This is a genomic window from Dellaglioa carnosa (assembly GCF_026948345.1).
GTDB classification, from domain to species: domain Bacteria; phylum Bacillota; class Bacilli; order Lactobacillales; family Lactobacillaceae; genus Dellaglioa; species Dellaglioa algida.
In genome coordinates this window covers 541,265-567,856 of the sequence record NZ_JANXLI010000001.1, presented here as the reverse complement: position 1 = coordinate 567,856, position 26,592 = coordinate 541,265, and the positions used below count along the sequence as shown (strand labels likewise).

The 26,592-nt window shown below is 35.1% G+C and carries 32 protein-coding genes, 1 tRNA gene and 1 other annotated feature; of the genes, 31 read left to right on the top strand and 2 right to left on the bottom strand.

Annotated features, from left to right (window positions below):
- The first annotated feature begins 12 nt into the window (after positions 1–12).
- Positions 13–420, top strand: coding sequence for a rhodanese-like domain-containing protein (locus N0K80_RS02780; RefSeq protein ID WP_057973412.1), 408 nt, complete (start codon positions 13–15; stop codon positions 418–420).
- A 48-nt stretch (positions 421–468) separates the two neighbouring features.
- On the opposite strand, the gene N0K80_RS02775 is transcribed toward N0K80_RS02780, so the two are convergent.
- Positions 469–645: a DUF3042 family protein gene (locus tag N0K80_RS02775; RefSeq protein WP_083478910.1), complete on the bottom strand. Its 177-nt coding sequence runs from the start codon at positions 643–645 to the stop codon at positions 469–471.
- A 126-nt stretch (positions 646–771) separates the two neighbouring features.
- Between N0K80_RS02775 and N0K80_RS02770 the strand changes: the two genes are divergently transcribed.
- From N0K80_RS02770 to N0K80_RS02710, 13 genes are all read left to right on the top strand, one after another.
- Positions 772–1,509, top strand: a complete 738-nt coding sequence (locus N0K80_RS02770) for a glycerophosphodiester phosphodiesterase (RefSeq protein WP_269023703.1) — start codon at positions 772–774, stop codon at positions 1,507–1,509.
- Between the two features lie 2 nt (positions 1,510–1,511).
- The gene (gene miaA, locus N0K80_RS02765) at positions 1,512–2,435 is read left to right on the top strand and encodes a tRNA (adenosine(37)-N6)-dimethylallyltransferase MiaA (protein ID WP_269026184.1); all 924 of its coding nucleotides are present in this window, start codon (positions 1,512–1,514) and stop codon (positions 2,433–2,435) included.
- A gap of 21 nt (positions 2,436–2,456) precedes the next feature.
- Positions 2,457–3,710 (top strand): methionine gamma-lyase family protein, encoded by a 1,254-nt coding sequence (locus N0K80_RS02760; protein ID WP_269023701.1) that lies wholly within the window; start codon positions 2,457–2,459, stop codon positions 3,708–3,710.
- 100 nt (positions 3,711–3,810) lie between these two features.
- Positions 3,811–4,200, top strand: coding sequence for a MerR family transcriptional regulator (locus N0K80_RS02755; protein ID WP_269007898.1), 390 nt, complete (start codon positions 3,811–3,813; stop codon positions 4,198–4,200).
- 25 nt (positions 4,201–4,225) lie between these two features.
- The gene (gene glnA, locus N0K80_RS02750; RefSeq protein ID WP_057973417.1) at positions 4,226–5,569 is read left to right on the top strand and encodes a type I glutamate--ammonia ligase; all 1,344 of its coding nucleotides are present in this window, start codon (positions 4,226–4,228) and stop codon (positions 5,567–5,569) included.
- Positions 5,570–5,721: 152 nt separating this feature from the next.
- Positions 5,722–6,606 carry an exonuclease SbcC gene (locus N0K80_RS02745; protein ID WP_269023700.1) on the top strand — a complete coding sequence of 295 codons (885 nt, stop codon included), beginning with the start codon at positions 5,722–5,724 and terminating at the stop codon, positions 6,604–6,606.
- Entirely contained in the window at positions 6,606–7,538 is a 933-nt protein-coding gene (locus tag N0K80_RS02740; RefSeq protein ID WP_269023699.1) for a hypothetical protein, read from the top strand. Before N0K80_RS02745 ends, N0K80_RS02740 begins: the two co-directional genes overlap by 1 nt.
- 49 nt (positions 7,539–7,587) lie before the next feature.
- Positions 7,588–8,130: a dUTP diphosphatase gene (locus tag N0K80_RS02735; RefSeq protein WP_112249663.1), complete on the top strand. Its 543-nt coding sequence runs from the start codon at positions 7,588–7,590 to the stop codon at positions 8,128–8,130.
- Between the two features lie 253 nt (positions 8,131–8,383).
- Positions 8,384–8,581, top strand: a complete 198-nt coding sequence (locus tag N0K80_RS02730; protein ID WP_269023698.1) for a DUF378 domain-containing protein — start codon at positions 8,384–8,386, stop codon at positions 8,579–8,581.
- Positions 8,582–8,613: 32 nt separating this feature from the next.
- On the top strand, positions 8,614–8,823 hold the full coding sequence (locus N0K80_RS02725) for a CsbD family protein (RefSeq protein WP_269007894.1): 210 nt from the start codon (positions 8,614–8,616) through the stop codon (positions 8,821–8,823).
- Between the two features lie 226 nt (positions 8,824–9,049).
- Entirely contained in the window at positions 9,050–10,018 is a 969-nt protein-coding gene (locus N0K80_RS02720) for a LacI family DNA-binding transcriptional regulator (protein ID WP_269023697.1), read from the top strand.
- A 160-nt stretch (positions 10,019–10,178) separates the two neighbouring features.
- Positions 10,179–11,570 carry an SLC45 family MFS transporter gene (locus tag N0K80_RS02715; protein WP_269023696.1) on the top strand — a complete coding sequence of 464 codons (1,392 nt, stop codon included), beginning with the start codon at positions 10,179–10,181 and terminating at the stop codon, positions 11,568–11,570.
- Positions 11,571–11,595: 25 nt separating this feature from the next.
- A complete protein-coding gene (locus N0K80_RS02710; RefSeq protein ID WP_269023695.1) occupies positions 11,596–13,281 on the top strand; it encodes a glycoside hydrolase family 13 protein in 1,686 nt (561 codons plus the stop codon).
- A gap of 214 nt (positions 13,282–13,495) precedes the next feature.
- On the opposite strand, the gene N0K80_RS02705 is transcribed toward N0K80_RS02710, so the two are convergent.
- A tRNA-Arg gene (locus N0K80_RS02705) sits at positions 13,496–13,569 on the bottom strand.
- A gap of 173 nt (positions 13,570–13,742) precedes the next feature.
- Between N0K80_RS02705 and N0K80_RS02700 the strand changes: the two genes are divergently transcribed.
- The 17 genes from N0K80_RS02700 to N0K80_RS02620 all read left to right on the top strand — a co-directional run bounded on the left by N0K80_RS02700 (position 13,743) and on the right by N0K80_RS02620 (position 26,583).
- Positions 13,743–14,375, top strand: coding sequence for a TetR/AcrR family transcriptional regulator (locus tag N0K80_RS02700; protein WP_269023694.1), 633 nt, complete (start codon positions 13,743–13,745; stop codon positions 14,373–14,375).
- A 53-nt stretch (positions 14,376–14,428) separates the two neighbouring features.
- Positions 14,429–14,514, top strand: a sequence feature (ribosomal protein L21 leader region).
- An 18-nt stretch (positions 14,515–14,532) separates the two neighbouring features.
- Positions 14,533–14,841, top strand: coding sequence for a 50S ribosomal protein L21 (gene rplU / locus N0K80_RS02695; RefSeq protein ID WP_186726294.1), 309 nt, complete (start codon positions 14,533–14,535; stop codon positions 14,839–14,841).
- 21 nt (positions 14,842–14,862) lie between these two features.
- Positions 14,863–15,192 carry a ribosomal-processing cysteine protease Prp gene (locus N0K80_RS02690; protein ID WP_146342854.1) on the top strand — a complete coding sequence of 110 codons (330 nt, stop codon included), beginning with the start codon at positions 14,863–14,865 and terminating at the stop codon, positions 15,190–15,192.
- Positions 15,193–15,214: 22 nt separating this feature from the next.
- A complete protein-coding gene (gene rpmA, locus N0K80_RS02685; RefSeq protein WP_083478911.1) occupies positions 15,215–15,502 on the top strand; it encodes a 50S ribosomal protein L27 in 288 nt (95 codons plus the stop codon).
- A 72-nt stretch (positions 15,503–15,574) separates the two neighbouring features.
- Positions 15,575–16,636, top strand: a complete 1,062-nt coding sequence (locus tag N0K80_RS02680) for a M24 family metallopeptidase (protein WP_269023693.1) — start codon at positions 15,575–15,577, stop codon at positions 16,634–16,636.
- Positions 16,637–16,716: 80 nt separating this feature from the next.
- Positions 16,717–17,277, top strand: coding sequence for an elongation factor P (gene efp, locus N0K80_RS02675; protein ID WP_057973428.1), 561 nt, complete (start codon positions 16,717–16,719; stop codon positions 17,275–17,277).
- 20 nt (positions 17,278–17,297) lie between these two features.
- Positions 17,298–17,729: an Asp23/Gls24 family envelope stress response protein gene (locus N0K80_RS02670; RefSeq protein ID WP_112249685.1), complete on the top strand. Its 432-nt coding sequence runs from the start codon at positions 17,298–17,300 to the stop codon at positions 17,727–17,729.
- Positions 17,729–18,175 carry a transcription antitermination factor NusB gene (gene nusB / locus N0K80_RS02665; protein ID WP_057973430.1) on the top strand — a complete coding sequence of 149 codons (447 nt, stop codon included), beginning with the start codon at positions 17,729–17,731 and terminating at the stop codon, positions 18,173–18,175. Before N0K80_RS02670 ends, nusB begins: the two co-directional genes overlap by 1 nt.
- Positions 18,176–18,279: 104 nt before the next feature.
- Entirely contained in the window at positions 18,280–19,131 is an 852-nt protein-coding gene (gene folD / locus N0K80_RS02660; protein WP_269023692.1) for a bifunctional methylenetetrahydrofolate dehydrogenase/methenyltetrahydrofolate cyclohydrolase FolD, read from the top strand.
- The gene (gene xseA / locus N0K80_RS02655; RefSeq protein ID WP_269023691.1) at positions 19,124–20,467 is read left to right on the top strand and encodes an exodeoxyribonuclease VII large subunit; all 1,344 of its coding nucleotides are present in this window, start codon (positions 19,124–19,126) and stop codon (positions 20,465–20,467) included. The genes folD and xseA overlap by 8 nt, the downstream gene beginning before the upstream one ends.
- The gene (locus tag N0K80_RS02650; protein WP_269023690.1) at positions 20,468–20,701 is read left to right on the top strand and encodes an exodeoxyribonuclease VII small subunit; all 234 of its coding nucleotides are present in this window, start codon (positions 20,468–20,470) and stop codon (positions 20,699–20,701) included.
- Entirely contained in the window at positions 20,694–21,581 is an 888-nt protein-coding gene (locus N0K80_RS02645) for a polyprenyl synthetase family protein (protein WP_269023689.1), read from the top strand. The genes N0K80_RS02650 and N0K80_RS02645 overlap by 8 nt, the downstream gene beginning before the upstream one ends.
- Positions 21,582–21,589: 8 nt before the next feature.
- Positions 21,590–22,414 carry a TlyA family RNA methyltransferase gene (locus tag N0K80_RS02640; RefSeq protein WP_146342859.1) on the top strand — a complete coding sequence of 275 codons (825 nt, stop codon included), beginning with the start codon at positions 21,590–21,592 and terminating at the stop codon, positions 22,412–22,414.
- Positions 22,415–22,500: 86 nt separating this feature from the next.
- Positions 22,501–22,956 carry an arginine repressor gene (locus N0K80_RS02635; protein ID WP_269023688.1) on the top strand — a complete coding sequence of 152 codons (456 nt, stop codon included), beginning with the start codon at positions 22,501–22,503 and terminating at the stop codon, positions 22,954–22,956.
- A 59-nt stretch (positions 22,957–23,015) separates the two neighbouring features.
- Entirely contained in the window at positions 23,016–24,695 is a 1,680-nt protein-coding gene (gene recN, locus N0K80_RS02630) for a DNA repair protein RecN (protein WP_269023687.1), read from the top strand.
- 56 nt (positions 24,696–24,751) lie between these two features.
- Positions 24,752–25,951 carry a betaine/proline/choline family ABC transporter ATP-binding protein gene (locus tag N0K80_RS02625; protein WP_112249699.1) on the top strand — a complete coding sequence of 400 codons (1,200 nt, stop codon included), beginning with the start codon at positions 24,752–24,754 and terminating at the stop codon, positions 25,949–25,951.
- Between the two features lie 2 nt (positions 25,952–25,953).
- The gene (locus N0K80_RS02620) at positions 25,954–26,583 is read left to right on the top strand and encodes an ABC transporter permease (protein ID WP_269023686.1); all 630 of its coding nucleotides are present in this window, start codon (positions 25,954–25,956) and stop codon (positions 26,581–26,583) included.
- Positions 26,584–26,592 lie beyond the last annotated feature (9 nt).

Sequence of the window (26,592 nt, the reverse complement as noted above, 5' to 3'; positions counted from 1 at the left end):
GGGAGAACCATCATGATTTTAGGAGCAATGAAAGTTAATGTAATCATTAATATTATTTTAATTATTATTTTAGTAGGTCTTGCTGGTAATCAATTTTACCTTTGGTACATGGGCCGTCGTTCAGCTAAATTAGTTACAAATGAAGAATTTAATGAAGGTATGCGCAAAGCGCAAATCGTTGATTTACGTGAAAAAAGTGAATTTGATGCTTCTCACATCATGGGTGCTAGAAATATTCCATATTCTCAATTTAAAACTGCAGTTGGTGGATTAAGAAAAGATTTACCACTTTATCTATATGATCAAGGTAAATCGATTAGTACTCGTGCTGCTTTTAAGTTGCATAAACAAGGATATACAGATATTACTATTTTGAAAACAGGTTTTTCAAAATGGGATGGAAAAACTAAAAAACGTTAAATAAATAAAAGCATCGAAGAATTTTTATTCTTCGATGCTTTTATTAGTTTATGAATGATGTGATGAGCGACTCTTACGTGTTGCACGTTTACGATTATCTTCAATCATTTGTTCTTTTTCTTCAAGAGGTGCAACGACGGTTTTTTTAAAGGCAACAACGCTACCAATTAATGCGCCTACAGTTGCAGCTGCTCCAACAAAGAATCCTTTTGAGAAGTTTTTCATTATGTAGACCTCCTTATTCATTTGACCCCTTCATTATGACTTATTCCGGCTAAAATTGCCACTAAAAGCACCGCTATTTTTTGATTAATGATATAATAATTTTTGGAAGTTAGGGGTGGATTGCGAATGAAGACGAAAATTTTTGCACATCGTGGTAGTAAGGGAACCAGACCAGAAAATACATTAATTAGTTTTCAGGCCGCAATAGATGCAGGTGCTGATGGCATTGAGACCGATGTTCAGTTGTCCAAAGATGGCAAACTAATCATTATGCATGATGAAAAAATTGATAGAACAACTAATTTAACAGGTAGAGTAACTGATTTAACGCTAACTGAATTAAAAAAAGCAGATGCTGGCGTTAAGTTTAGCAACGACTATGAGGGTGAACAAATTCCAACTTTAGAAGAAGTTATTGAATTATTGAAGCGCAATAACTTTAAGGGGACATTTAATTTGGAATTGAAAACAAATCATATTGAGTATCAAGGAATTGAAGAACTCGTGAACGAACAAATGAGGCAATTACCAGCGGATATTCATCTTTTGTATTCGAGTTTTAATCCAAACTCAATTCGAAGAATACAAAAAATTAACCCTGAAGCTGAATTTGCAAGTTTGTTTCAATTTAAAATTAAAGAATCGCGTCTTTTGGCTAAAAATCATTTAATTACTAGCTTACATCCTGATGTCACTTGGTTGAGGGAACGACACGGTTTATTTTGGCCAAAGTTATTAATTCGTCCTTGGACGGTTAATTCGACTAAAGATATGACCTATTGTTTTAAAAAGAAGTATGACGCTATTTTTACAGATTACCCAGCAAAGGCGTTGGAAGTGCGAGGGAACATTCAAGGAGATTAGAAATGACACAAAAAGTATTGCTGATTGTTGGACCAACTGCAGTTGGTAAAACTGATTTATCAATTAAGTTGGCGAAAAAATTAAATGGTGAAATTATTTCGGGTGACTCTATGCAGGTTTATCGTAAGTTAGACATTGGAACCGCTAAAGTGACGGAAGATGAGATGGATGGAATACCACATCATTTAATTGATCATAAAAATAGCGATGAGCGCTATTCAGTTGCCGAGTTTGTAGAAGAAAGTCGTGCGGCTATTACTGATATTGCTGCTAAAGGAAAACTACCAATAATCGTTGGAGGAACTGGCTTTTATGTGCAAGCGCTACTTGATAATTTTCAGTTGGGTACAAAAAATGACGATGATTTAACCCTTAGAGGGAAGCTTCAAGAACGTGCCGAACAACTGGGACCTGAAGCAATTTGGCAGGAGTTAAACGATTTGGATCCAAAGGCTGCAATAAAGATTCCTGTCAATAATACACTGCGAGTAATTAGAGCTTTAGAGGTTATTCAGAAATCAAAAGCGTTATTCTCTGCACAGAATGACAAAAAAACGAATGAGTATGATCCGTTCATTATCGGTTTGTCTACAGATAGGGCTGTCTTATATGATCGAATCAATCAACGGGTTGATTTAATGATTCAATCGGGACTTATCGATGAGGCGAGATGGCTCTTTGACCAGAAAATTGATGATCTTCCGGCCGGAAAAGGAATTGGTTACAAGGAATTATATCCTTATTTTGAAAACACTCAATCACTTGAAGAAGCAACAGAATTAATTAAACGAAACTCAAGGCGCTATGCAAAGAGACAGCTAACTTGGTTCAGGAATAAGATGACGGTCAACTGGTTTGATCTAATTGAATATCCAGAACAGATGGCTATGATAGAGCAACAAGTGACCGATTGGTTACGAAATTAAAAGATATCAGGAGATGAATAGATGAAAAAATGGACAGATAGCTTACCAGATAAATTGGTTGAAATTGTGGCAGAAACCGATACTCAGATTGAATCAAAGTTAAAAGAAATCGATGAACAAGTTCTATTTAATCAACAAAAAGTTTTAGAAGCATTTAAGAAAAATAATGTTTCTGAAACTTATTTTGCCGGATCAACGGGCTATGGTTATGATGATATTGGTCGTGACGGACTTGATCGTATTTATGCAGATGTTTTTAAAACAGAATCGGCAATGGTGAGACCACAAATTGTTTCCGGCACCCACTCAATTTCAACAGCCCTTTTTGGTATGTTACGACCTGGGGACGACTTATTGTACATCACAGGGATGCCATACGATACGATTCAGGAAGTTATTGGTGTTTCCGGTACTGGTATTGGCTCAATGAAAGAATACGGCATTGGGTTTGATTATGTGCCATTGACGGATGATGATCATATGGACGTTGAGGGCTTGAAAGAAAAATTGACTGATAAAGTTAAAGTTGTCGCCATTCAACGTTCTCGAGGATATGCGACCCGAGATAGTTTTGTTGTCTCTGAAATTGCGGACATGATCAAAGAAGTACGGAACATTTCGAAAGATGTCATTATTTTTATTGATAATTGTTATGGCGAATTTTCTGAAACCATTGAACCAACAGAAGTTGGAGCTGATATTATGGCAGGTTCTTTAATTAAGAATGCAGGTGGCGGGCTAGCTAAAACGGGTGGTTATATTGTTGGCCGAGCAGATTTAATTGAACAGGCTGGTTATCGGTTAACAACTCCCGGTACAGGTAACGAAGAGGGCGCAACCTTAAATGTTATGAGAGATTTCATTCAAGGGTTCTTTTTATCACCTCATGTAACGGGTGAGGCGATTAAGGGTGCCATTTACACAAGTGCTTTACTTGAAAAAATGGGGTTAGATGTTTCACCCAAATGGAATGCACCTCGAACAGATTTAATTCAGACGGTTAACTTTGGTAAACCGGAACCTATGGTTAAATTTGCGCAAGCTATCCAACACGAATCCCCTGTAGATGCTTATGTTGAACCTAAACCGAGTGAGATGGCCGGTTATGAAGATAAAGTTATCATGGCTGCGGGAACTTTTGTTGAAGGTGCTAGTGTTGAATTATCAGCCGATGGTCCACTAAGAGAGCCTTATACACTCTATGTTCAGGGCGGATTAACGTATGCGCATGTTAAGTTGGCCGTTACGGCAGCCGTAGAAAAAACATTTTATTAAACGGTTAGCTTCAAGTTATGTCATAAAATCTAACATTGCGCGTTGACAGCGATTTATTTCCTTGTTACTATAAGACTGTAATTAAAGAGGAGGCTTGTTTATGAAAGAGAAGGAACTCAGAAGGTCATTGGCGGTTCTACCAATTGGAACGGTAATGAAATTAACGGATTTAACGGCTCGTCAGATTCGTTACTATGAGGAGCAAGAACTGATTATGCCCCAAAGAAATGATGGTAATCGTAGAATGTATTCACTGAATGATATTGATAAATTATTTGAAATTAAAGATTATTTGGATGAAGGCGTAAATATGGTTGGCATTAAGGAAATTTATCTTGAAAAAGAAGTGCGCGCTAAGAGACAACGTGAATTGTTAAAGAAACCTTTAAGCGATAACGATGTTAGACGTATTTTTCAAAATGAATTTCTTTCAGTTAGTGGACTCAAAAATCCTGATGAACCTTCTTTTAACGCAAACAAGCCTCTATAAATTATAAATAACGAGGAGAGATAAAATGGCAAAAGCTGCATACACTAAAGATGATATTGTTTCACTGGCAAAGAAAGAGAACGTTAAGTTTTTAAGACTAATGTTTACAGATTTATTCGGAATTATTAAGAACGTAGAAGTTCCGATTAGCCAACTAGACAAATTATTGGAAAACAAATTAATGTTTGATGGTTCTTCAATCGACGGATTCGTTCGAATCGAAGAGAGTGATATGTACCTATACCCAGATTTATCGACTTGGATGATTTTTCCGTGGGAACATGAACATGGTAAAATTGCGCGTATTATTTGTGAAGTTTATAACGCCGACAGAACTCCATTCCAAGGCGATCCAAGAAATAATTTAATCCGTGTTTTAAAAGAAATGAACGATTTAGGCTTTACGGAATTTAATATTGGACCTGAACCAGAATTTTTCTTATTTAAATTAGACCCCATTACTGGGAAACCAACAACGCAGTTAAATGATAAAGGAAGCTATTTTGATTTAGCACCAGTTGATTTGGGTGAAAATTGTCGTCGAGATATTGTTTTAGAATTAGAAAACATGGGCTTTGACGTTGAAGCTTCTCATCATGAGGTTGCACCCGGTCAGCATGAAATTGATTTTAAATACGCGGACGCGCTACAAGCCTGCGATAATATTCAAACGTTCAAATTAGTTGTTAAGACAGTTGCCAGAAAGCATGGTTTACATGCAACATTTATGCCCAAACCATTGAATGGTATTAATGGTTCAGGGATGCATATTAACATGTCGTTATTCCATAAAGATGGTAATGCCTTCTTTGATGAAAAGGACGAGATGCAATTATCTGAATCAGCTTATCAATTTCTCGGCGGGTTATTACAGCATGCTCGTGGCTACACGGCAGTAACAAATCCTACGGTTAATTCATACAAGCGACTTGTACCCGGATTTGAAGCACCTGTTTATGTTGCCTGGTCTGGCCGTAATCGTTCACCATTAGTGCGTGTACCAATTGCACGAGGATTATCAACTCGGTTAGAGTTAAGAAGTGTTGATGCAACAGCTAATCCTTATCTTGTTATTGCTGCTATTTTAGAAGCAGGACTTGATGGACTTAGAAATAAGGTTGTTCCACCAGCATCTGTTGATAGAAATATCTATGTGATGAATCGTCAAGAACGTCAAGATAACCAAATTGGCGATTTACCATCGACGTTGCATAATGCCATTAAAGCGCTAGAAAAAGATGATGTTATGGAAAAAGCGATGGGTCCTCATTTATATCCAAGCTTTATTGAAGCTAAACAATTGGAATGGTCCGCTTATCGTCAAGAAGTTTCTGAATGGGAAAGAGATCAATATTTAGAACTTTATTAAAAAAAGTGTAATAAAGATTTGAAATGACTAACTAAATGATTGATAATGAAACTAGAGCAAGTAAAATTGTTTTAGTTTTTTTGATTATGCAACGAATAATAAAATACATAGTAAAAAAAGCAACAATTAAATATGAAATAAAGGGGTAAAACATGATGAAAGACAACCAATTTAGTTTATCAGATCATGATGAAGCTACGAATAATATAGAATTCGCACTCTCTAAAAAAGTTGAATATTTAAATCAACTAAGAGAGGCCATTAAACAACAAGATGATCGCTTAGTTTATCAATTAATTAACCAATCACGTTATGCGCAACTTTTATTAAAAAAGAGAAGCGTTTCGGAAATGGCCGTTCAAGAAGAATTGGTCGTTAAAGATTATCCGCAAATTCAACAATATTTAAGCTTGAAACTTATTTCATATTTACGTGATGCTTATCCATTCTTCTATTTTGAAGAAATGACAGTTGGAAAATTTAAAATTCATTTTGGTAACTGGTGGGATCGTAAAGAATTTGGGTATTTAGACGTTTTGAATGTTGAATTTAAATTCGATGAAGAAGAGCTAGCTAAGTTAGCTAAATCGTTTGAACTAGAATCAACGAATAAGCGCGTTAATACGGATAAGATTAATCAAATTTCAACTCAAAATAAAGAACGTCAAGAATTAGTTGATTCTCAAGATGAACGTGATTCTGAGAAAGATAAAATTCGTGAAGAAATGAAACGTAACTCGCAAGAAAAAGGTCGTCCTTGGGATGCTGGACGTATTCGTGAAGAACGACATGTTCTGAAAGAACGTCTGACGAAATTAACTGAAATGGACGAAGAAGCTAATAGCGCCTATCAAGAAATTAAATCAAGCGAGACTGATGTTTTAAGTTTAGCTAAGGAAGATACATTAATTGGTTATGAAAGACAGAGTGTTATAGGTGTATTTGGTGACTTTGAAAAATTTACTAAACATAATAATGAATTATATAGCAATTATTTATCTCACCTAATTAGTCAAAAAGGACAGGTGACTGAATAATGGCAGAAAAAGAAAAAAAATTAATTTCAACAAAATCTCGTTTAGTAGAATTTAACGAACAAATTAAATTGAGTTTAAATAACGGTATCAAATTTACTGAAACATTAGATATTTTGATGAACACGCAAGATAAAGTTGAATTAATTGATGCTGCAATGAGTTTAATGGGCTATCAATTAGATACGAGCTATTTAACTTTCCCACAAAAATATAGTGCTGCAGATTATTGTATACTCTTCTTTAATCGATTAATGGACTTACATGATAATGAAACAGCTATTTTACATTTTTCGGAACCTAGAAAAGCACTTGTTCATGAGATTCCTGGAATTAATGCTGTTGATAGTTTTTCATTCAAAATTGATGATAGCGATGGCGCTTATTATGTTGCGCAAGAGTCAGGCGCTTCGCTTTTTTATCTGAATTTACGTAAGAGAATGATTCGGATTAATAGTTCGGCTATTACGAATGTCTTAATTGTTAGTTATTTAGAGAAACTAGATGCAAAAGCAATTAAGCACCTTGAAATGATGTTGATTGATTTTGCAACGTATTTAAAAGAGGACTATGGATTCAGTGTTGATCTTAACCTTTTGGATTCAGGGAACCCGGCAAGATATGAATTAGCTGAAGACATGCTCAAGAGAGATGTTATCGATGAATTATTCGTGCTTGCTTCAGAGAATGAGTTAATGGTTGAAGCGGGCGCTAATAATAGTGCCGTCCTAAAACTAGCAAACTCAGAAATAACGATTTACGATCAACAGCAAATGGGCGAAAATGACAATGAAAAATGGGTTATCGCAGTTATGGATACGACTCAGGAAATATCATGGTTTGATATTTTACTAAATGAACCTTTCATTAGGAACTGGTATTTAAATAATATCAGTGAGTTAAGTATTAAATCAGATCCCTTAATATTTAAATAATAAGATAAAATCTGTCCATTAAGGGACAGATTTTTTTGGAGGAAAATAAGTGAATTTAACAGATATGATCCAAATGGAACGAAAATTTGACCGAGATGTTATCCAGGATAAAAAAATCAGATGGAGTCCAGAAGAAAGATTATTTAACGCTTATGTAAGTTTGGATGTTGAGTTATCAGAATTAGCAAATACAGTTGAGTGGTTTAAGGTTTGGAAAGATAATCGAGGACAAAAAACTGAAGCAGGTAAAACGCACGAAGAAACGGTACTTTCAGAATATGTTGATGCGATGAGTTTTTTCTTTAATATTGCAAACCAAAATAAATGGACTTACCTGCTATTAATCAGTGATGACGAAATGGCTAATTTTGCAAAAAAACCAATGACGATATCTCTAAATAAAGTTTTTTTATCGCTAAAATTAATGATTTCTAAAAGTTTGTTTAGTCATAAATTGGAAGATTTTAAACACGCTTGGCATCTTTTTATAAAGTTTGGATTGGTTGATCTTAAATTATCTTGGGATGATATTGAAGAAGAGTTTGTTAAAAAAAATATTGAAAATGTTGAAAGACAAGAAAATAACTATTAATTTAATGTTTTACAATAAATAATATATGTTTATTATAAAATTCATTCAATGAAGTGCCCTCCGATGCCAGACGTAAATCTGATATTGAAGGGCTATTTATGTGTTGTTATTTAAGGAAGGGTATTAGTATCCGCAATTATTCATTTAAATGTACATTCATTTTTAATTATGGTTATTATAATCATATTAATTGATTTCCAATGTTGGGATGGTATACTTAAGATGTACCCAAATAGTAGAGGGGGAGACAGAGATGAGAATGCTTAATAATATTTTGTTTAGTCTATTAATTGTTGGTGGCTTAAATTGGTTATTAGTAGGTATTTTTGGATTTGATCTGATTGCCTTTCTATTTGAAGGTGCCATCCCCGCTAGTTACGGTATTATATATATTCTCGTAGGTGTAATTGTTATCTGTTCATTAAGTCTTTTTAAGAAAACCAACGATTGAGTTGGTTATAACAAATAAAAGGAGGAAGTACAATGACAAAAGAAGATAGATTAGATGCGAAGATGGATCAAATTAAGGGTAAAATTACGGAAACTAAGGGTAAGATAACCCATGATAAACAAGAAGAAGTTAAGGGCAGGGCAGAAGGTTTACTTGGCAAAGCTAAAGAGAAACTAGAAGATGTTAAAGATGATGTCTCGGAAAAAATAATTGAAGTTATGGATAAAAGTAAGAAGAAATAATTGTTTTTAAGAAAAACGTATTACTATTAACAAGTAATACGCTTTTTTCTGTGTCAATTGCGGGGAGGAATTTTAATAGCATATTTTCCTATATTTATTATGGCTTATTGTGTACTTAATTGACACCAGAGTGTGAAAACTAGTATGCTTAAATGTATAATACAAAATTATTTAAGTTAGTTTTAAAAATTTAAAGATGATAAATAAAATTTTGAGGAAAAAATAAATGGTAACCATTCGTGATGTAGCAACAGCGGCAGATGTAGCAGTATCAACAGCTTCAAGGGCATTAAATAATAATCCTCGAATTAGTCAAAAAAGTCGAGACCGTATTCAATTGATTGCTAAGGATATGGGATATCGGGTTAACTCAAATGCAAAAAATTTGAGCCTTGGCGAGTCGAATGTGGTTGGGGTGATATTCCCGGTGACTAAGGTGGGTAACCAAGAAAATACATTTCATATTGATATGATGCGAGGGGTGAATAAAGAACTAGCTCCCCGAAAGTATGTTATGTCTGTTGCGATGGGACAAACGGATACGGAATTGTTATCTAATGTGCAGGCAATGGTTCTTGAAGCACAAATACATCGTTTTATTTTATTATATTCAAAAAAGAATGATATGGTGACTCAGTTTTTATCGACACAGAATGATGTAAGATATGTAGTTATTGGTGAGCCAGTTGATTCTGGAACTCAATTTTATGTAAATAATGATAATGTTTTAGCGGGCTTTGATGCAACTAAATTTTTAGAAAGAACATATAACAGTAAACATATATTGTTCATTAAATCAAATAAGAATTGGAACTTCGAAATACAGCGCGAACATGGATTTAATCATGCTATTGATGAACTAAAAATAAAACGTGAAAGTAGTAACCTAGGATTGCGTCACGGAAATGACAATAGTGATAGATTAATTTCATACATTAAGGCACATTCGAATGTAGATGGCGTTGTGGCTGCCGATGATATGATTGGGTTTACTTTTTTTAATTTTTGGGAAAAAACATTTAATAAAGATATACCGGTAATTGTTTTTAATAATAATCAATTATTTAGTCGAATGGGTAATAATAATTTCCATTGTGTTGATTTATATCCAGATAAATTAGGGCAGGAAGCAGCTAAGTTAGTATTTTCAGATGACACTAGAGGATATATTGTTGTTCCACATAAAGTACGTTAGAAGATTAAATTTAATATTTATAATAAGAAAAGTGAAAAGGATTTCACTTTTTTTTATATTTTTAGTGCAACCGCTTGCAATTTAATGCAAACGGTTGCATAATAAAACATATCGAAGACGTTCGATGGATTTTATTAAATTTAAGTAAGGAGAGTTTATAATGGATAATGAAAAAAATACGGTAGTTAAAACTGCCACGCTGCCTAAATTGCCAATTAGTACAATCTGGATGATGAGTTTTGGTTTTTTAGGTGTTCAAATGGCATTTGCGCTTCAAAGTTCGAATATGGGGAGAATTTTTCAAACATTGGGAGCTGATCCAACAAAGTTAGGATTTTTCTTTATATTACCTCCTCTAGCCGGAATGGTAGTACAACCAATTGTTGGTTATTATTCTGATCGTACGTGGATGCCTAAACTCGGTCGTCGTATACCATACCTTTTAGTTGGTGCCGTTGTAGCCGTTATTGTAATGTGCCTACTACCTAATTCAGGAAGTTTTGGTTTTGGAGCGGGGTCAGTAACAGCTTTAATGTTTGGGGCAATTGCAATTATGTTTATGGACGTGTCTTCTAATGTCGCGATGCAACCATTTAAAATGATGGTTGGCGATATGGTTAATGAAGATCAAAAGGGCTTTGCTTATTCAATTCAAAGTTTCTTATCTAATACTGGGGCAGTGTTGGCTAGTATATTTCCATTCGTTTTAACGATTATTGGTGTCTCGAATGTGGCGCCTAATGGTGTAATTCCACAATCAGTTGTCGTCTCGTTTTATGTTGGTGCAATTATTTTGATAATCTGTTCTCTATTTACAGTATTCAAAGTTAAAGAATATACGCCAGAACAATATGCTATCTATCATGGGATTACTGAAGAAGCGAATACTGAAAAAGTTAGTATGATTACGCTTTTGAAAAAAGCGCCAAAGGTATTCTGGACAATCACGCTTGTACAGTTTTTTTGTTGGATGGGATTTCAGTATCTCTGGACATATGGAACTGGGGCCGTTGCGTTTAATGTTTGGCATACTACGGATGCAGCATCAGCCGGATTTCAATCGGCCGGTAATTGGTTTGGTATTTTATCGGCTGTCCAGTCGGTTGCAGCGGTTATTTGGTCGCTTGTTTTATCCAAGGTTCACAATGATAAACATAAATTAGCATATAGTTTAAGTTTATTTTTAGGCGCAATTGGATTTGGAACGATATTTTTTATACACGGTCAAATGGCGTTAATTGTCTCGTTCACATTAATTGGCATCGCGTGGGCTGGAATGATGGCGTTTCCATTTATTATGCTGACAAATGCACTCTCTGGCAGCCATATGGGGACATACCTTGGATTATTTAATGGATCAATTTGTCTACCTCAAATCGTAGCATCTATTGCTAGTTTCTCATTATTTCCATTGTTAGGTTCAAGTATGCCTAAAATGTTAATGGTTTCCGCAATAATGTTACTATTTGGGGCTGTATCAGTGATGGTTATTAAGGAAACTTCTGCTGAAGCTGAAGAAGCCGAAAAAGAAATTGCTGAAGAAAATAAGTAATTATAAAATGAAAGAGGTATTTAATATGGCTAAAACAAAGTGGTGGCAAAATAGTATCGCATACCAAGTGTACCCACGTTCATTTCAAGATACAAATAATGATGGGATTGGGGATATCGGCGGAATTATCGAAAGGCTCGATTATTTAAAATCATTGGGAATTAATATATTATGGATTTCACCAATTTATAAATCGCCGATGGTTGATATGGGCTATGATATTGCTGATTATCAAGCCATTGATCCACAATTTGGTACAATGGCTGATTTTGATAGATTATCGGCAGAGTGTGACAAACGTGATATAAAAATTGTAATGGATTTAGTAATTAATCATACATCTGATCAACACGATTGGTTTAAAAAAGCACTAGCAGATAAAAATAGTAAGTACCGTAATTATTATATCTTTAAAAAAACAACTAATGGTAAGGTCCCTAATAATTGGCGTTCAATTTTTGGTGGTTCAACTTGGACTGAAGTGCCCGGTGAACCTGGTACGTATTATTTTCATACGTTTGCTAGACAACAACCAGATTTAAATTGGGAAAATTCAGTATTACGTCATGAAATCTACGATATGATTAATTGGTGGCTGGACAAAGGTGTTTCGGGTTATCGTTGTGATGCAATTACTCATTTGAAGAAAGACTTGGATTGGGCAAGTTTGGAACCAGATGGCAATGATGGACTAGTTGCCGTTATAAAAAAAGGCCAAAATCGTCCAGGAATTGACTTTTTTTTAGAAGAGCTTAAACGGGAAACTTTTGATAAATATGATGCAGTCACAATTGGCGAGGCATACGGGGTACCTGTTGAAGACTTACCTAAATATATCGGTGAGGATGGTTACTTTTCAATGATATTTGATTTTTCATATTTAAATATTGAAGTTAAAAATGTTGATGAATGGTATCAAGGTCGATCAAATTGGACTATTTCTGATTTGAAAAAAACTATTTTTGATAGCCAAAAGTCAATCGAAAATGCTCATGGTATTAGTGCCAATGTGTTAGAAAATCATGATCAACCCAGAACACTATCTAAGTTAATTGTTAAGAAAGAACATCAAACACCAACTGCCGCCAAAGCACTGGCAACAATGTACTATTTTTTACCCGGTGTACCGTTTATATATCAAGGACAAGAAATCGGGATGAAGAATATGCAACGAAAAACTATCAGTGAATTTAATGATGTTTCGACCATTAATAACTATCAGATGGCGTTACGTGAAGGATACTCTGAGGATGATGCTCTAGAACTTGTTAATTATAAATCTCGAGACAATGCACGGACTCCAATGCAATGGGATTCTAGTGAATATGCTGGATTTTCAGGCGTCAAACCATGGTTGTCAATGGGAACAGATCGTAAAGGAATTGACGTTGCTGATGAAAAAAATAACGACGAATCAGTATTAACATTTTATAGAAATCTTGCGGTTTTACGTAATGATATACAATTTCATGAAACAATTATATCCGGTAATTTGTTTGAAATTGTAGACGTACCCGAGGATGTAGTTGGGTATAAACGTGAAACCGATAGTCAAACGCTCACGATTCTGGTGAATTTATCAAATGAAGAACAAGAAATTAAATTAATGAATCCAGGACTAATAGTATGTTCTAACATTTCCGTTGATGATAACAATGTCGGAGGGATATATATTTTAAAGCCATTCCAGGCAATTGTTATTAATGAATAAATAAATTCAAGTACCATATCTTTGATTATTTTAATGGTACTTGTCAGAATTGGATATAAATATGCTAATAGATAATTAAGTTTGAGGCGCAAAAAAAGCGCAAAATGTTTTCACCATCCTATGCTTTTTAGTGCTTTCTCAAGTAAAACAAAAAACAGAAATGCCCGTTTAAAGGCATTCCTGTTTTTTTAAATCGTTCTAATGTGACTATCCATGACTTGGGTGAGATTCGAACTCACGACCGTCCGCTTAGAAGGCGGATGCTCTATCCAGCTGAGCTACCAAGTCATAACAACATCCAATAGTATATGATAAAATACCGGTGTTTGTCAATCAAAATTAGGGAAACTCTTTTAACAATATTAAATGTAAATGAAATTTTTAATGAAATGTATTATACTAATAGAGTAATATACACAAATAGAAATTAAGTCTAATTGAAATGAATGAAGAGGTTGGAAATGGTTGATTCTAATGATCCAAGAGTAAAAAGAACAAAACAAAATTTAAAAAAATCATTAGTAGTACTTATGCAGCATTATAAAGTTGAAAATATTAGCGTTCAAAAAATTACTCAAGAGGCAAATGTAACTCGAGGAACATTTTATTTACATTATCATGATAAACAGGATTTTATTGATCGAGCAATGGATGAAATTTTGGATGATTTTTTTGATAATATCATGATTATGTCAAATCAAACGCCGGACAAAAAATATGTCTATTCAAATCCAGTGGAAGTTTGTTGCCTGGACAGAGTGTTTAATTACTTACAGGATGAATCAATGATGTTCGGTGTTCTTTTGAATAGTCAAGAAGATGTCGCTTTTTCTGATAAAGTATATGATCGATTAGTTATTTATTTGAATAACTTCAGAGAGCAGTTGGCTGGCGATTTTGAGGTTTCTAAGATACCTAATGAGCTACAAGTATCATACGTGGCTTCGGCCCACCTAGGGTTCATTAAGCGCTGGTTGCGGGATGATATGATTTATACACCGCATTACGTTGCCAAAGTACTAAAAGAAATAACAGGCGTTGACACAAGTAATGGCGTTAATCTGACACATTTCTTTGTTGAAAATGAAGGATAGCGTTGACTTAATAACTTACATTTGATACTATAATAACGTTGTATTTGTGAACACCACAACTGCAACCGCACGTTTTAAGTTTTTAAGCGTTGGATTATTGTAATCTGACCACTAAATTACGGCGAGTCTAAGTAATCTATAAGGAGGTGTAATACACATGTACGCAATTATTAAAACAGGTGGCAAGCAACTTAGAGTTGAAGCCGGAGAAGCTATTTACATTGAAAAATTATCAGCAGAAGCTGGTGAAAAAGTTACATTTGATGAAATTGTTTTAGTTGGTGGCGAAAAAACCGTTATTGGTGCTCCTTTTGTTAAAGGTGCTACAGTAACTGGTACTGTTGAAAAACAAGGCCGTGAAAAGAAAGTTGTTACTTTCAAATACAAACCTAAGAAACATTCTCATACAAAACAAGGTCATCGTCAACCATATACTAAGGTTGTTATTGATGCCATTAACGCATAATTTTGAAAGTAGGTTACTAGTATGATACGTGCAGTTGTTTCCCGGAGAGATGCCAAAATCATCGATGCGTTTGAAATAACAGGGCATGCTGATTCTGGTGAATATGGTCAAGATATTGTGTGTGCTGCGGTTTCAGTGTTGACCATTAATACGGTTAACAGTTTAACCGAAATTGCTAAAATCGACCCTGAGGTTGAGATGGACAAAGAAAACGGTGGCTTAATGAAAGTTAAGTTACCGAATTCAGAGTTAACCAATCCTAACGGGCAATTGCTTTTAGAAAGTTTAGTCTTAGGACTACAGTCAATTGAGCAAAACTATCAAGATTACATTAAATTAACACTTAAATAATAAACTATAACAAGGAGGTGCATTGATTATGTTAATGAATTTACAATTTTTCTCACATAAAAAAGGTGGGGGTTCTACTTCTAATGGTCGTGACTCTGTCGGTAGACGTTTAGGTTCTAAGAGAGCTGATGGACAAGAAGTAACAGGTGGTTCAATTCTTTATCGTCAACGTGGAACACGTATTTATCCTGGTGTTAACGTTGGTAAAGGTGGAGATGATACTTTGTTTGCTAAAGTCGATGGTATCGTTCGTTTCGAACGTAAAGGCCGCGATAAGAAACAAGTCTCTGTATACCCTGTAGCTGAATAATAATAATTTAAAGGAAATCTCTTCATTTATGACAGAGATTTCCTTTTTTTGTACATAAAAAGGAGAACTTAAATGAATACCAATAGAATTGAACAATTAAGATCAACGTTTGAAAATCTCTCAATTGATTCATTTTTGGTAACTGATACCGTAAATATAAACTATCTGAGTGGATTTGAAGGCGACGGTGTATTATTAATTACGGATAAACAACAATTTATAATCACTGATCTTAGATACGAATTGGCGTTAGAAGATTATGACAATAGATTTGAAATTGAATTTACGCGGAACTATCTGGGCGTTGCAGCCGATATCATTGAAAAAAATGGACTCACCGTCATGGGATTTGAGTCTTCAATATCGTTTTTAGAATACGAGCAATTAGATGAAGAGTTGACGAGCGATTTAGTATCACTTACTAACATCGTTGAGGAGTTACGACGTATTAAAGACAAATTTGAACAAGAAAAATTAGTTAAGGCAGGACAACTGGCCGATGAAGCATTTGATTACATTGTTGGAACAATGAAAATTGGGCAAACAGAAATAGAAATCGCCAATCGACTGGATAGTTATTTGAAAAGTTTAGGCGCATCAAACGAATCATTTGAAACAATTGTGGCAAGTGGCATTCATTCAACGTGGCCACACGCGACAGTTTCAAATCGGAAAATTCAAAAGCAAGATTTAATTACGATTGATTTTGGGTATTATTATCAGGGGTACACGTCTGATGTAACCAGAACCGTTGCTATCGGATCGATATCTGATGAATTAAAAAAAATATACGATACCGTATTAATCACACAGAAACATGTTATTTCACTAATTAAACCGGGCTGTAGACTGAGTGAGTTAGCAAGGGTCGCAAATGAAATGATTGCGGAGGCTGGATATGGTGACTACTTTAATCATGGTATCGGTCACGGGATTGGCTTATCAATTCACGAATTACCTAATATCAGGACTAATGACCAAAATGGTGTTTTAATGGTCGGAGATGTTATCACAATTGAACCAGGTATTTATGTGCCGAAACTTGGTGGCGTACGAATTGAGGACGATATTTTGGTTGTTGAAAATGGTCATCAATTGTTAACGGATTCTTATAAAAAATTAATGATAATATAGACTTTAACTTGCTTTTATATGTTCATTATTGCTATTATTAGAACTATGAGATACACGAGATACTAGGAGGAATTTGCTTTATGATGTCCGTTAATGAATTTAAAAATGGTGTTACAATAGAGGTTGATGGTGATTTATGGCGTGTTGTTGAATTTCAACATGTTAAGCCAGGTAAAGGTTCAGCCTTTGTCCGTTCAAAATTAAAGAATCTCCGTACAGGCGCAGCACAAGAGAAGACATTCCGTGCCGGTGAAAAAGTTCAAAAGGCACAAATTGATAACAAAAAAATGCAATATCTTTATGCGGATGGTAGTAACTACGTGTTTATGGATATGGACACATATGAACAATTGGAATTACCTGAACAACGTGTACACGAACAGTTGAACTATTTAAAAGAGAACTTGATGGTTAACGTTATTATGTTTGGAACAGAAACAATTGGTGTCGATGTTCCTAACACGGTTGAATTAAAAGTGGCATCAACTGAAGCTGGTATTAAAGGTAATACACAGTCAGGTGGTACTAAACCGGCAGTTCTTGAGACAGGATTAGTCGTTCAAGTGCCATTCTTTGTTAATGAAGATGAAATGTTAATTATTAATACGCAAGACGGGACATACATTTCCAGAGCACAATAAATCGATGGAGGTAAAAACTTATGGCTGAAGAAACAAATATTGTTTTAAAAAGTACTGAACCTTCTTTGGGTGACATTAAGATTGCACCTGAAGTGATTGAAATTATTGTTGGAATAGCCGCTAATCAAATCGATGGCGTCTACTCAATGCGAGGAACAATTGCTAAAAATTTAACTGAACTATTTGGTCGTAAAAAATCACTTGGTAAGGGCGTTAAATTGGACTTGGCAGATGATCAATTAAATATTGATGTCTTTGTTTACCTTGACTATGGGGTGTCTGTACCTAAAGTGGCCCTGATGATGCAGGAAAAGATTAAACAACAATTATTGTTTATGACAGGTTTAGAAATTATTGAAGTGAATGTTCATGTTGAAGGGGTTATTCCTGAAAAGGAAGTCGACAAACTGAATACGGACGATTTATTTTCAGAAAAAGATGGTGAAAATTAGTGAGTGTAATATTAACTAGACATGCAATTCGTGAGAAAGCATTTCAAGCGCTTTTTGCGTTAAAATCTAACCCAGATGCTGAGAGAGAAGCTATTTATCGTGAGTTGTTAGAAGTTCCTGATGAAGAATCGGCAGTTATTCCACCATATTTAGAAGCATTAGTATCAGGTGTTAGTGACAAACAAACGGAGATAGATGCTGTGATTGAGGCTAATCTAACATCACGTTGGAAATTATCACGTTTGAATAATACGGATTTAATCATTTTAAGACTTGCCATCTATGAAATGAATTATATTGATGATGTACCAGCTAAGGTTGCTTTGAATGAAGCTTTAGAGATTGCTAAAGAATTCAGCGATGATGAATCAAGAAAATTCATTAACGGTGTGTTAGATCCTGTTGTTGAAAAAATGCCAGCTGAAACTGAAGAAACAAATGAATAATGATAATTGAGAAGTGTTGCATTTTTGCAACGCTTTTTTTTTAGAAATAAATGTCTTAAATATGATAAAATATAAGAAGTAAAAAACGAAATAGAGGTACTAATATGGTTAAAATAATTGATGGCAAAGAATTGGCGAAAACAACCACTGATAACTTGAAATTCGAAATTGAAAATTTAAAGAAAAAAGGGATTGTCCCTGCATTGGTCGTTATTGTAGTTGGAGAAGATCAGGCAAGTCAAATTTACGTTAAAAATAAACATCGAGTTGCTGAATCAATTGGTATCAAATCAATCATCACAAAATTACCAAGCTCAACATCTGAATCGGACTTATTAGCACTCATTAATGAGTATAATGAAAATCCCGACGTTCATGGTATATTAGTACAATTACCATTACCAAAACAAATAAATGAAAAGAAAATAACTGAATCTATTAAACCGGAAAAGGATGTAGATGGCTTTCATCCGGTTAATATTGGTCGGTTAGTTATGAATGATCCATTAGCAATTCCTTGTACGCCAATGGGAATTATGAGAATGTTTATGGCATACGATATTGACGTAAAAGGTAAAAATGCAGTCGTTGTGGGTCGTAGTAATATTGTTGGTAAACCGATGGCAGCACTGCTTTTGAATGCTAATGCTACGGTAACCGTTACGCATAGTCATACGCAAAATTTGTCGGAGATAACCAAACAGGCCGACATATTAGTCGTTGCGATTGGACAAGCGAACTTCATAAAGAAAGCGGATGTAAAACAGGGAGCCGTTGTAATAGACGTTGGCATGAACCGCTTAGATAGTGGCAAATTGGCCGGGGACGTTGATAAAGATGTTGCTGATGTTGCTGGATATTTAACACCGGTACCAAAAGGTGTTGGACCTATGACGATTGCAATGTTGATGGAACAAACAATTGAATTAACAAAACGGAGTGTTGGAATTGGATAAAGACAATTATTTATCAGTTACATCGTTAAACACATATCTGAAAAAAAAATTTGATGCTGATCCTTATCTCGGGACCGTTTATTTAACTGGTGAAATTTCAAACTTACGCCCTCGACCTAATGCGCACCAGTATTTTAGCCTAAAAGATGATCATGCTAAGATTAGTGCAATCATGTTTCGTTCAGCTTTTGATAAAATAAAATTTCAACCTGAGGACGGAATGAAAGTGCTAGTTGTGGGTCGTATATCTTTATATGAAGCGACCGGTAACTACCAAATTTATATTAACCGAATGGAGCCAGATGGTGTTGGGGCCTTATATCAGGCTTATGAACAGTTAAAAAATAAGTTACAAGCTGAAGGACTTTTTTCGGCACCAAAACAACCGTTAGTTAAGTACCCAAAACGAATTGCGGTCATAACGAGTCCATCAGGAGCAGTCATCAAGGATATTATGACAACTGTTAACAGACGTTATCCTATTGCTCAGTTAGTTTTATTTCCCGCTATTGTGCAAGGTGATAAAGCAGCCGGCGACTTAATAAAACGCTTGAAACAAATTAATAAATTGGGTAATTTTGATACAATTATCATTGGACGAGGCGGGGGATCAATAGAAGATTTGTGGCCCTTCAATGAAGAACTAGTCGCACGCGCAATATTTGATAGCCAGATTCCAATTATATCTTCGGTTGGACATGAAACGGATACAACAATTGCCGATTTAGTTGCTGATATTCGAGCGGCGACGCCAACGGCTGCAGCGGAATTGGCTGTTCCTGTTTACGCCGATGAATTAATCAAAATTAATCAATTGAAAGTTAGATTGTTACAAGTAACGCAAAGTTTATTGAACTTAAGAAGACAGCAATTAAATAAAATTAGACAGTCTTATGTTTTTCAACAGCCTAATCGTTTATACGAAGGCTACTTGCAAAATTTAGATAATCTAACGCAGCGTTTGACGCAAATAACTAAACAAACAATTATGGTTAAAAAACAACAATTTGAACAAGTCCGTAATCAGTTAAGTTACCAGAATCCACAACAACTAGTGGAACGATTACAGGACCAAGTTCAGCAACAAGACAAGCAGCTCCGTCAAGTAATGACATATCTACTTGAAACGAAGAAACAACAAGTTGGAGAAAAAATAAGTGCATTGGACCTATTAAGTCCATTGAAAATTATGGGCCGAGGATATAGTTATGTTTCCATGGGTGAAAACATTATTAAAAGTGTTGAATCGGTGAAAGTCGATGATAAAGTTGTCTTACATCTTGCCGATGGACAAGCACAAGCGAAAATTGAAAAAATTGAAAAGGAGACTCATTAGATGGCTGAAAAAAAAGCAACATTTGAAGATAACTTAGTGGAACTTGAAAAAATTGTTACGGAATTAGAACAGGGAGACGTCCCATTGGAAAAAGCATTAACGCAATTTCAAGACGGGGTTAAATTGAGTTCAAAATTACAAAAAATGCTTGAAAATGCAGAAAAGACATTAACAAGCGTAATGAATGATTCTGGCGAAGAAATTCCATTTGAGCAGGATGCAAAAAATGATTAGTTTAACCACTTTTTCTGATGAGATTTTACCAGAATTTAATCATAAATTAGTTGGTCGCCTGCAGGATTTAGATACTGAAAAAGCTTTAAAAGAATCAATGATTTATTCAGTTGAGGCCGGTGGAAAAAGGATGAGGCCGTTATTAATTTTTGTGATTTGTCAGATGTTTAATCATGAAATTGATAACGGGGTTTATTCGGTGGCCGGTGCGTTAGAATTAATTCATACGTATTCATTAATTCATGACGACTTACCCGCGATGGATAATGATGATTTGAGACGTGGAAAACCAACAAATCATATTGTTTATGGTGAGAGTATGGCTATTTTAGCTGGAGACGCCTTAAATACATTGGCATTTGAATGGATTGGTCGTTCTGATGTGGGCGACGCACAAAAAGTGGCTCTTATGTCTCGATTGGCCCAGTTAGCCGGACCAGAAGGTATGGTTGGTGGTCAAGTAGCCGATATTGAAGGTGAGCACCAAGTCTTATCACTGGCACAATTGAAACGAGTTCATAAACGTAAAACGGGCGATTTAATTGAGTTTTCGGTTTACGCGGGTGGTATACTTGGGAATGCAACTACTGAACAACAGGCGGAGCTCATTCAATATGGTCGCCAATTTGGATTAGCATTCCAAATTTATGACGATATTATGGACGTTGTTGGAACTTCTGAAGAAATGGGCAAGGCCGTGCATAAAGATAATCAGGAAAATAAAAATACCTATCCTGGACTAATCGGATTGGATCAATCTTATGACACGTTGAGAAGTGTAATTGATCAAGCCAAGGTAGCCATTCAAAATCTTAGAAAAACTGGTCTGGAAACCGGGTACTTAGAAGAATTATTACACTACTTTAAATTAAAAAACTAGGAGTCTTTATGAAAAAAGAACGTATTGATGTTTTATTAGTTCAACAAGGCTTGTTCGAAACTCGTGAACAAGCTAAACGCGCGGTTATGGCCGGCGAAATATTGGGTGAAAATGAAGAGCGTTTGGATAAACCAGGTGTTAAAATTTCTGTAGAAACGGAACTTCATTTTAAAGGTAAAAGACTACCTTATGTGAGTCGTGGTGGATTGAAATTAGAAAAGGCACTTAAAGTTTTTGACGCGACGGTTCAAGATAAAACTGTCTTAGATATTGGGTCATCAACTGGTGGATTTACTGATGTTGCCTTGCAAAATGGGGCAAAATTAAGTTATGCATTAGACGTTGGTACAAACCAACTTGTTTGGAAATTACGACAAGATCCAAGGGTTGTGGTTATGGAAAATACTAACTTTAGATACAGTAAAAAAGAAGATTTTGAATCTGGACAACCTAATTTTGCGACAATTGATGTGTCATTTATCTCATTACACCTCATTTTACCTGCTCTAAAGAAAATTATTACTGAAAATGGGGACGTTGTAGCACTAATTAAACCTCAATTTGAAGCCGGAAAAGAAAATGTTGGAAAACGTGGGATTGTGCGAGATGAAAAAATTCATCGTAAAGTTCTTGAAGACATTGTTCAATTCTCTGTTGCCACTGGGTTTGATGTTGCGGACCTAAGTTACTCACCTATCAAGGGTGGCGAAGGTAACATTGAATTTTTAATCCATTTAAAATCGGCGACAAATGAACAAGGTGTCATTATGGATAAGGTCAGTATTGATGCAACCTTAGCTGACGCATATGATAATTTGAATGCCGTTAAATGAGGATTTGAAGTGAATTTCTTTAACAATCATCAATATTACGTTATACTTACTGCATAAGTAATGGGTCAAGGGCTGGGGGGACTTTAATGAAAAAGCAAGAACGACAACGTTATATCCGAGAGTTATTGAAGGCAAATAATATTGATAAACAAGAAGATTTTGTTATTTTGCTTAAAAAAGAAGGTATAACCGTCACACAGGCTACAATTTCTAGGGATATTAAAGAAATGCAATTAATTAAAGTTCCGGCTACTGATGGGACCTATAGTTATAACTTACCTGTTCAAAAACAATTAAATACAGAAAAAAAATTAACAAAAACGCTGAAAGATGCTTTTATTTCAACTGATGTTCAAAATGAAATGTGTCTTATTAAGGTGACCCCGGGAAGTGGACCAGCAATTGTATCGTTAATTGAACAAATGAACTATTCATTTGTTTTTGGGACCGTAGGTGGAGATGGATCCGCGTTAATTATTTGTCACTCAAATAAAGACGCGTTGAAACTAAGTAGAATAATAAATGAAATCGTAATTGAATAAACAAACGAAAAATCTGTGACATTCTGTTTCAGATTTTTTTATTTTAAAGGGGTGAACGTATGTTACAAGAATTGACAATCAAAGATTTTGCCATTATTGATTCTTTGAATATCGATTTTATGGCTAATATGACTGTTTTAACGGGTGAAACGGGTGCCGGAAAGTCAATTATTATTGATGCATTAGGTCTTCTATCAGGCGGTAGAGGGTCACAAGAATTTATTAGAAAAGACGCAAAAAAAATGGTCCTTCAAGGTCTATTTATTCCGGCGAAACAATCAAATACATTGATAAAATTAGATCAACTAGGTATTGGACATGATGACAATTCTGTTATTTTGCAACGCGAAATACATAGATCTGGAAAAAACATCTGTCGTATCAACGGGATGTTGGTCAATACGAGTACGCTTAAATCAATTGGTGAAACATTGGTTGATATTCATGGTCAAAATGAACATCAAGAATTAATGCAACAAGACAAACATTTAGGCATGCTAGATGAATATATCAAAAATGATATTCAAACATTGACAGCAAAGTATCAAGATGCGTTTGAACAATATCAAAACTTACACAAATTACAAGTTAAGCGACAAACGAACCAAAATGAATGGGCACAACGCTTAGATATGTTACATTTCCAAAAAGATGAAATTGAGAGCGCTGATTTAATTGAAAACGAAGAAGAGTTACTTAGCGCTGAAAAAGAGCGATTAGAGAACTTTCAAACAATTAACCAATCGTTGGATGCCAGTTACCAAGCATTATCAGGTGAGGATGAGAATACGGTTGATCGTGTTGGTGTGGCAATGTCTAATATGCAAAAGATTGATAATTTGGATAGCGAATACAAAGAGTTAGCGGAGCGTTTGTCATCAGCTTATTATATGTTACAAGATGCCTCCAGTGACTTGTTACGACAATTGGATGCTTTAGAGTGGGACGAACAACGATTAAACGAGATCGAAAATAGACTCGAAATTATCGTTCAGTTAAAACATAAATATGGTGATTCCGTTGAAAAAATTTTGACATATTTAAAAACCATTTCAGATGAATTATTTGAAATGGAGGCGACTGAAGGGACAGCTGATAATTTAGACAATCAGGTTAACTTGGCCAAAAAAGAAGCTCAAAAAATAGCTGATAAATTAACTAAAACGCGAAAAAAGGCGGCTCTTGTTTTACAAAAAGAGGTACACAAGCAATTAAGTGAGCTCTATATGGATAAGGCAATCTTTGAAGTTAAATTTGAGACGTTAGATCAATTGAATAATTCAGGACAAGATAAAGTTGAATTTTATATTCAGACGAACGTCGGGGAAACAATGGGACCACTAGCTAAAATTGCTTCGGGTGGCGAATTATCTCGAATGATGTTAGCGCTAAAGACTATTTTTTCTAAGACGCAAGGTGTTACGAGTATCATATTTGATGAAGTTGATACGGGTGTTAGTGGTCGTGTTGCGCAAGCAATTGCTGAAAAAATTAGTCAAATTGCTCAAAACTCACAAGTGTTATGTATTACGCATCTGCCACAGGTAGCTGCGATTAGTGAGCACCATTACTTTATATCCAAAGAAGTTATTGGTGAACGTACAGAAACATCTATTAAGTTATTGTCTAAAGAAGAACGAATTCAAGAGATAGCTCGCATGTTGGCTGGTTCTGAAATTACTAAGTTAACCGTTAAACATGCCGAAGAGCTATTGAATATGGCCCAAAAAAATAATTAGACCAAGGTAACTTTATAACTGGGTAATAACTAGTTATAAAAAAGGAGAGTGTTAATATGCTTAAGTTTGACAATATATCAAAAATTTATAAAGGTAATAAAGCTGTAGATAATTTTAATTTAGAGGTTCAAGATGGCGAATTTATCTGTTTTATTGGAACTTCAGGTTCGGGTAAAACAACCACAATGAGAATGATTAATCGGATGTTGACGCAAACGTCCGGGACAATCACAATTGACGGTAAAGATATCGCGAAAATGGATCCAGTTAAATTACGTCGTCAAATTGGTTACGTTATTCAAAATATTGGATTAATGCCACATATGACGATTCGTGAAAACATAACATTGGTGCCAAAATTGTTAAAATGGCCCGAAGAAAAAAGAAATGAACGTGCCAAGGAAATGATTGAATTAGTTGAGTTGCCTGAATCATATCTGGACCGTTACCCATCTGAACTTTCAGGTGGGCAACAACAAAGAATTGGGGTTGTCCGTGCCCTAGCTGCTGATCAAGATATTATACTAATGGATGAACCTTTTGGTGCACTTGATCCGATTACTAGAGAAGCTTTACAAGATTTAGTTAAGGATTTACAAGAACGTCTAGGTAAAACATTTATTTTTGTGACGCATGATATGGATGAAGCTTTAAAATTGGCAACACGTATCGTTGTTATGTCTGAGGGTAAAATTGTTCAAGCAGATACGCCAGATAATATTTTGAAAAACCCAGCCAATAAATTCGTTGAAAACTTGATTGGACAAGATAGATTGATTCAAGCGCGTCCAAGTATTACAACGGTTGGACAGGTAATGTTGGCTAATCCGGTGTCAATTACGCCGGGTAAATCTTTGGTAACGGCTATTCGTTTGATGCATGATCGTCGAGTTGATACATTATTGGTTACTGATGATGCCGGTATTTTGAAAGGTTATATTGATATTGAGAGTTTAGATTATAATTTTAATACGTCAAGTAGCGTTAGCGATATTATGAACAAAGATATTTTTTATGTAAAAGAAGATTCATTAGTTCGTGATACTGTTGAACGTATTTTAAAACGTGGCTTTAAGAACGTACCAGTTATTAACAAAGAAGGTATTTTGGTCGGGATTGTGACCCGGGCAACGTTAGTTGATATTGTTTATGATGCACTTTGGGGTGATGAAAATAGCGCACCGCATGAAGAGGTATCAGGAACAACAACTGAAACTACGAACGAGAATAACCCAAGTTCAACGAAGGAGGGTTAATAATGACTTCATTTTTACAAGAATATGGCGCGATGATTATCTCGAAATTATGGGAACATATTGAAATTTCTGGGATGGCACTGTTCCTCGGAGTTGTCATAGCCGTTCCGTTAGGTGTCTTATTAACGAGATTACCCAAAACGGCAAGTGTCGTGATTGCAATTGCGAGTATGTTGCAAACAATCCCTGCCTTGGCTCTATTGGCCATGATGATTCCATTATTTGGAATTGGTAAATTTCCAGCCGTTATCGCATTGTTTGTTTACTCATTACTACCAATTTTGAGAAATACGTATATTGGGATTAATGGTGTTGATCCAGTGTTGAAAGATGCCGCAAAAGGAATGGGAATGACTAACTTGCAATCTATTATGCAAGTTGAATTGGTAATGGCTTCGCAAGTTATTATGTCAGGAATTCGGTTAGCTGCGACGTATGTCATTGCTTGGGCAACGTTGGCTTCATACATTGGTGCTGGCGGATTAGGTGATATGATTTTTAATGGGTTGAACCTATACCAACCAAAATTAATTCTCGGTGGAACGATTCCAGTTATTTTATTAGCTTTATTAGTTGATTTTATACTCGGACAAGTTGAAAAAAAACTAACAACAAAAACAACCAGAAATTAAGGAGGGCTT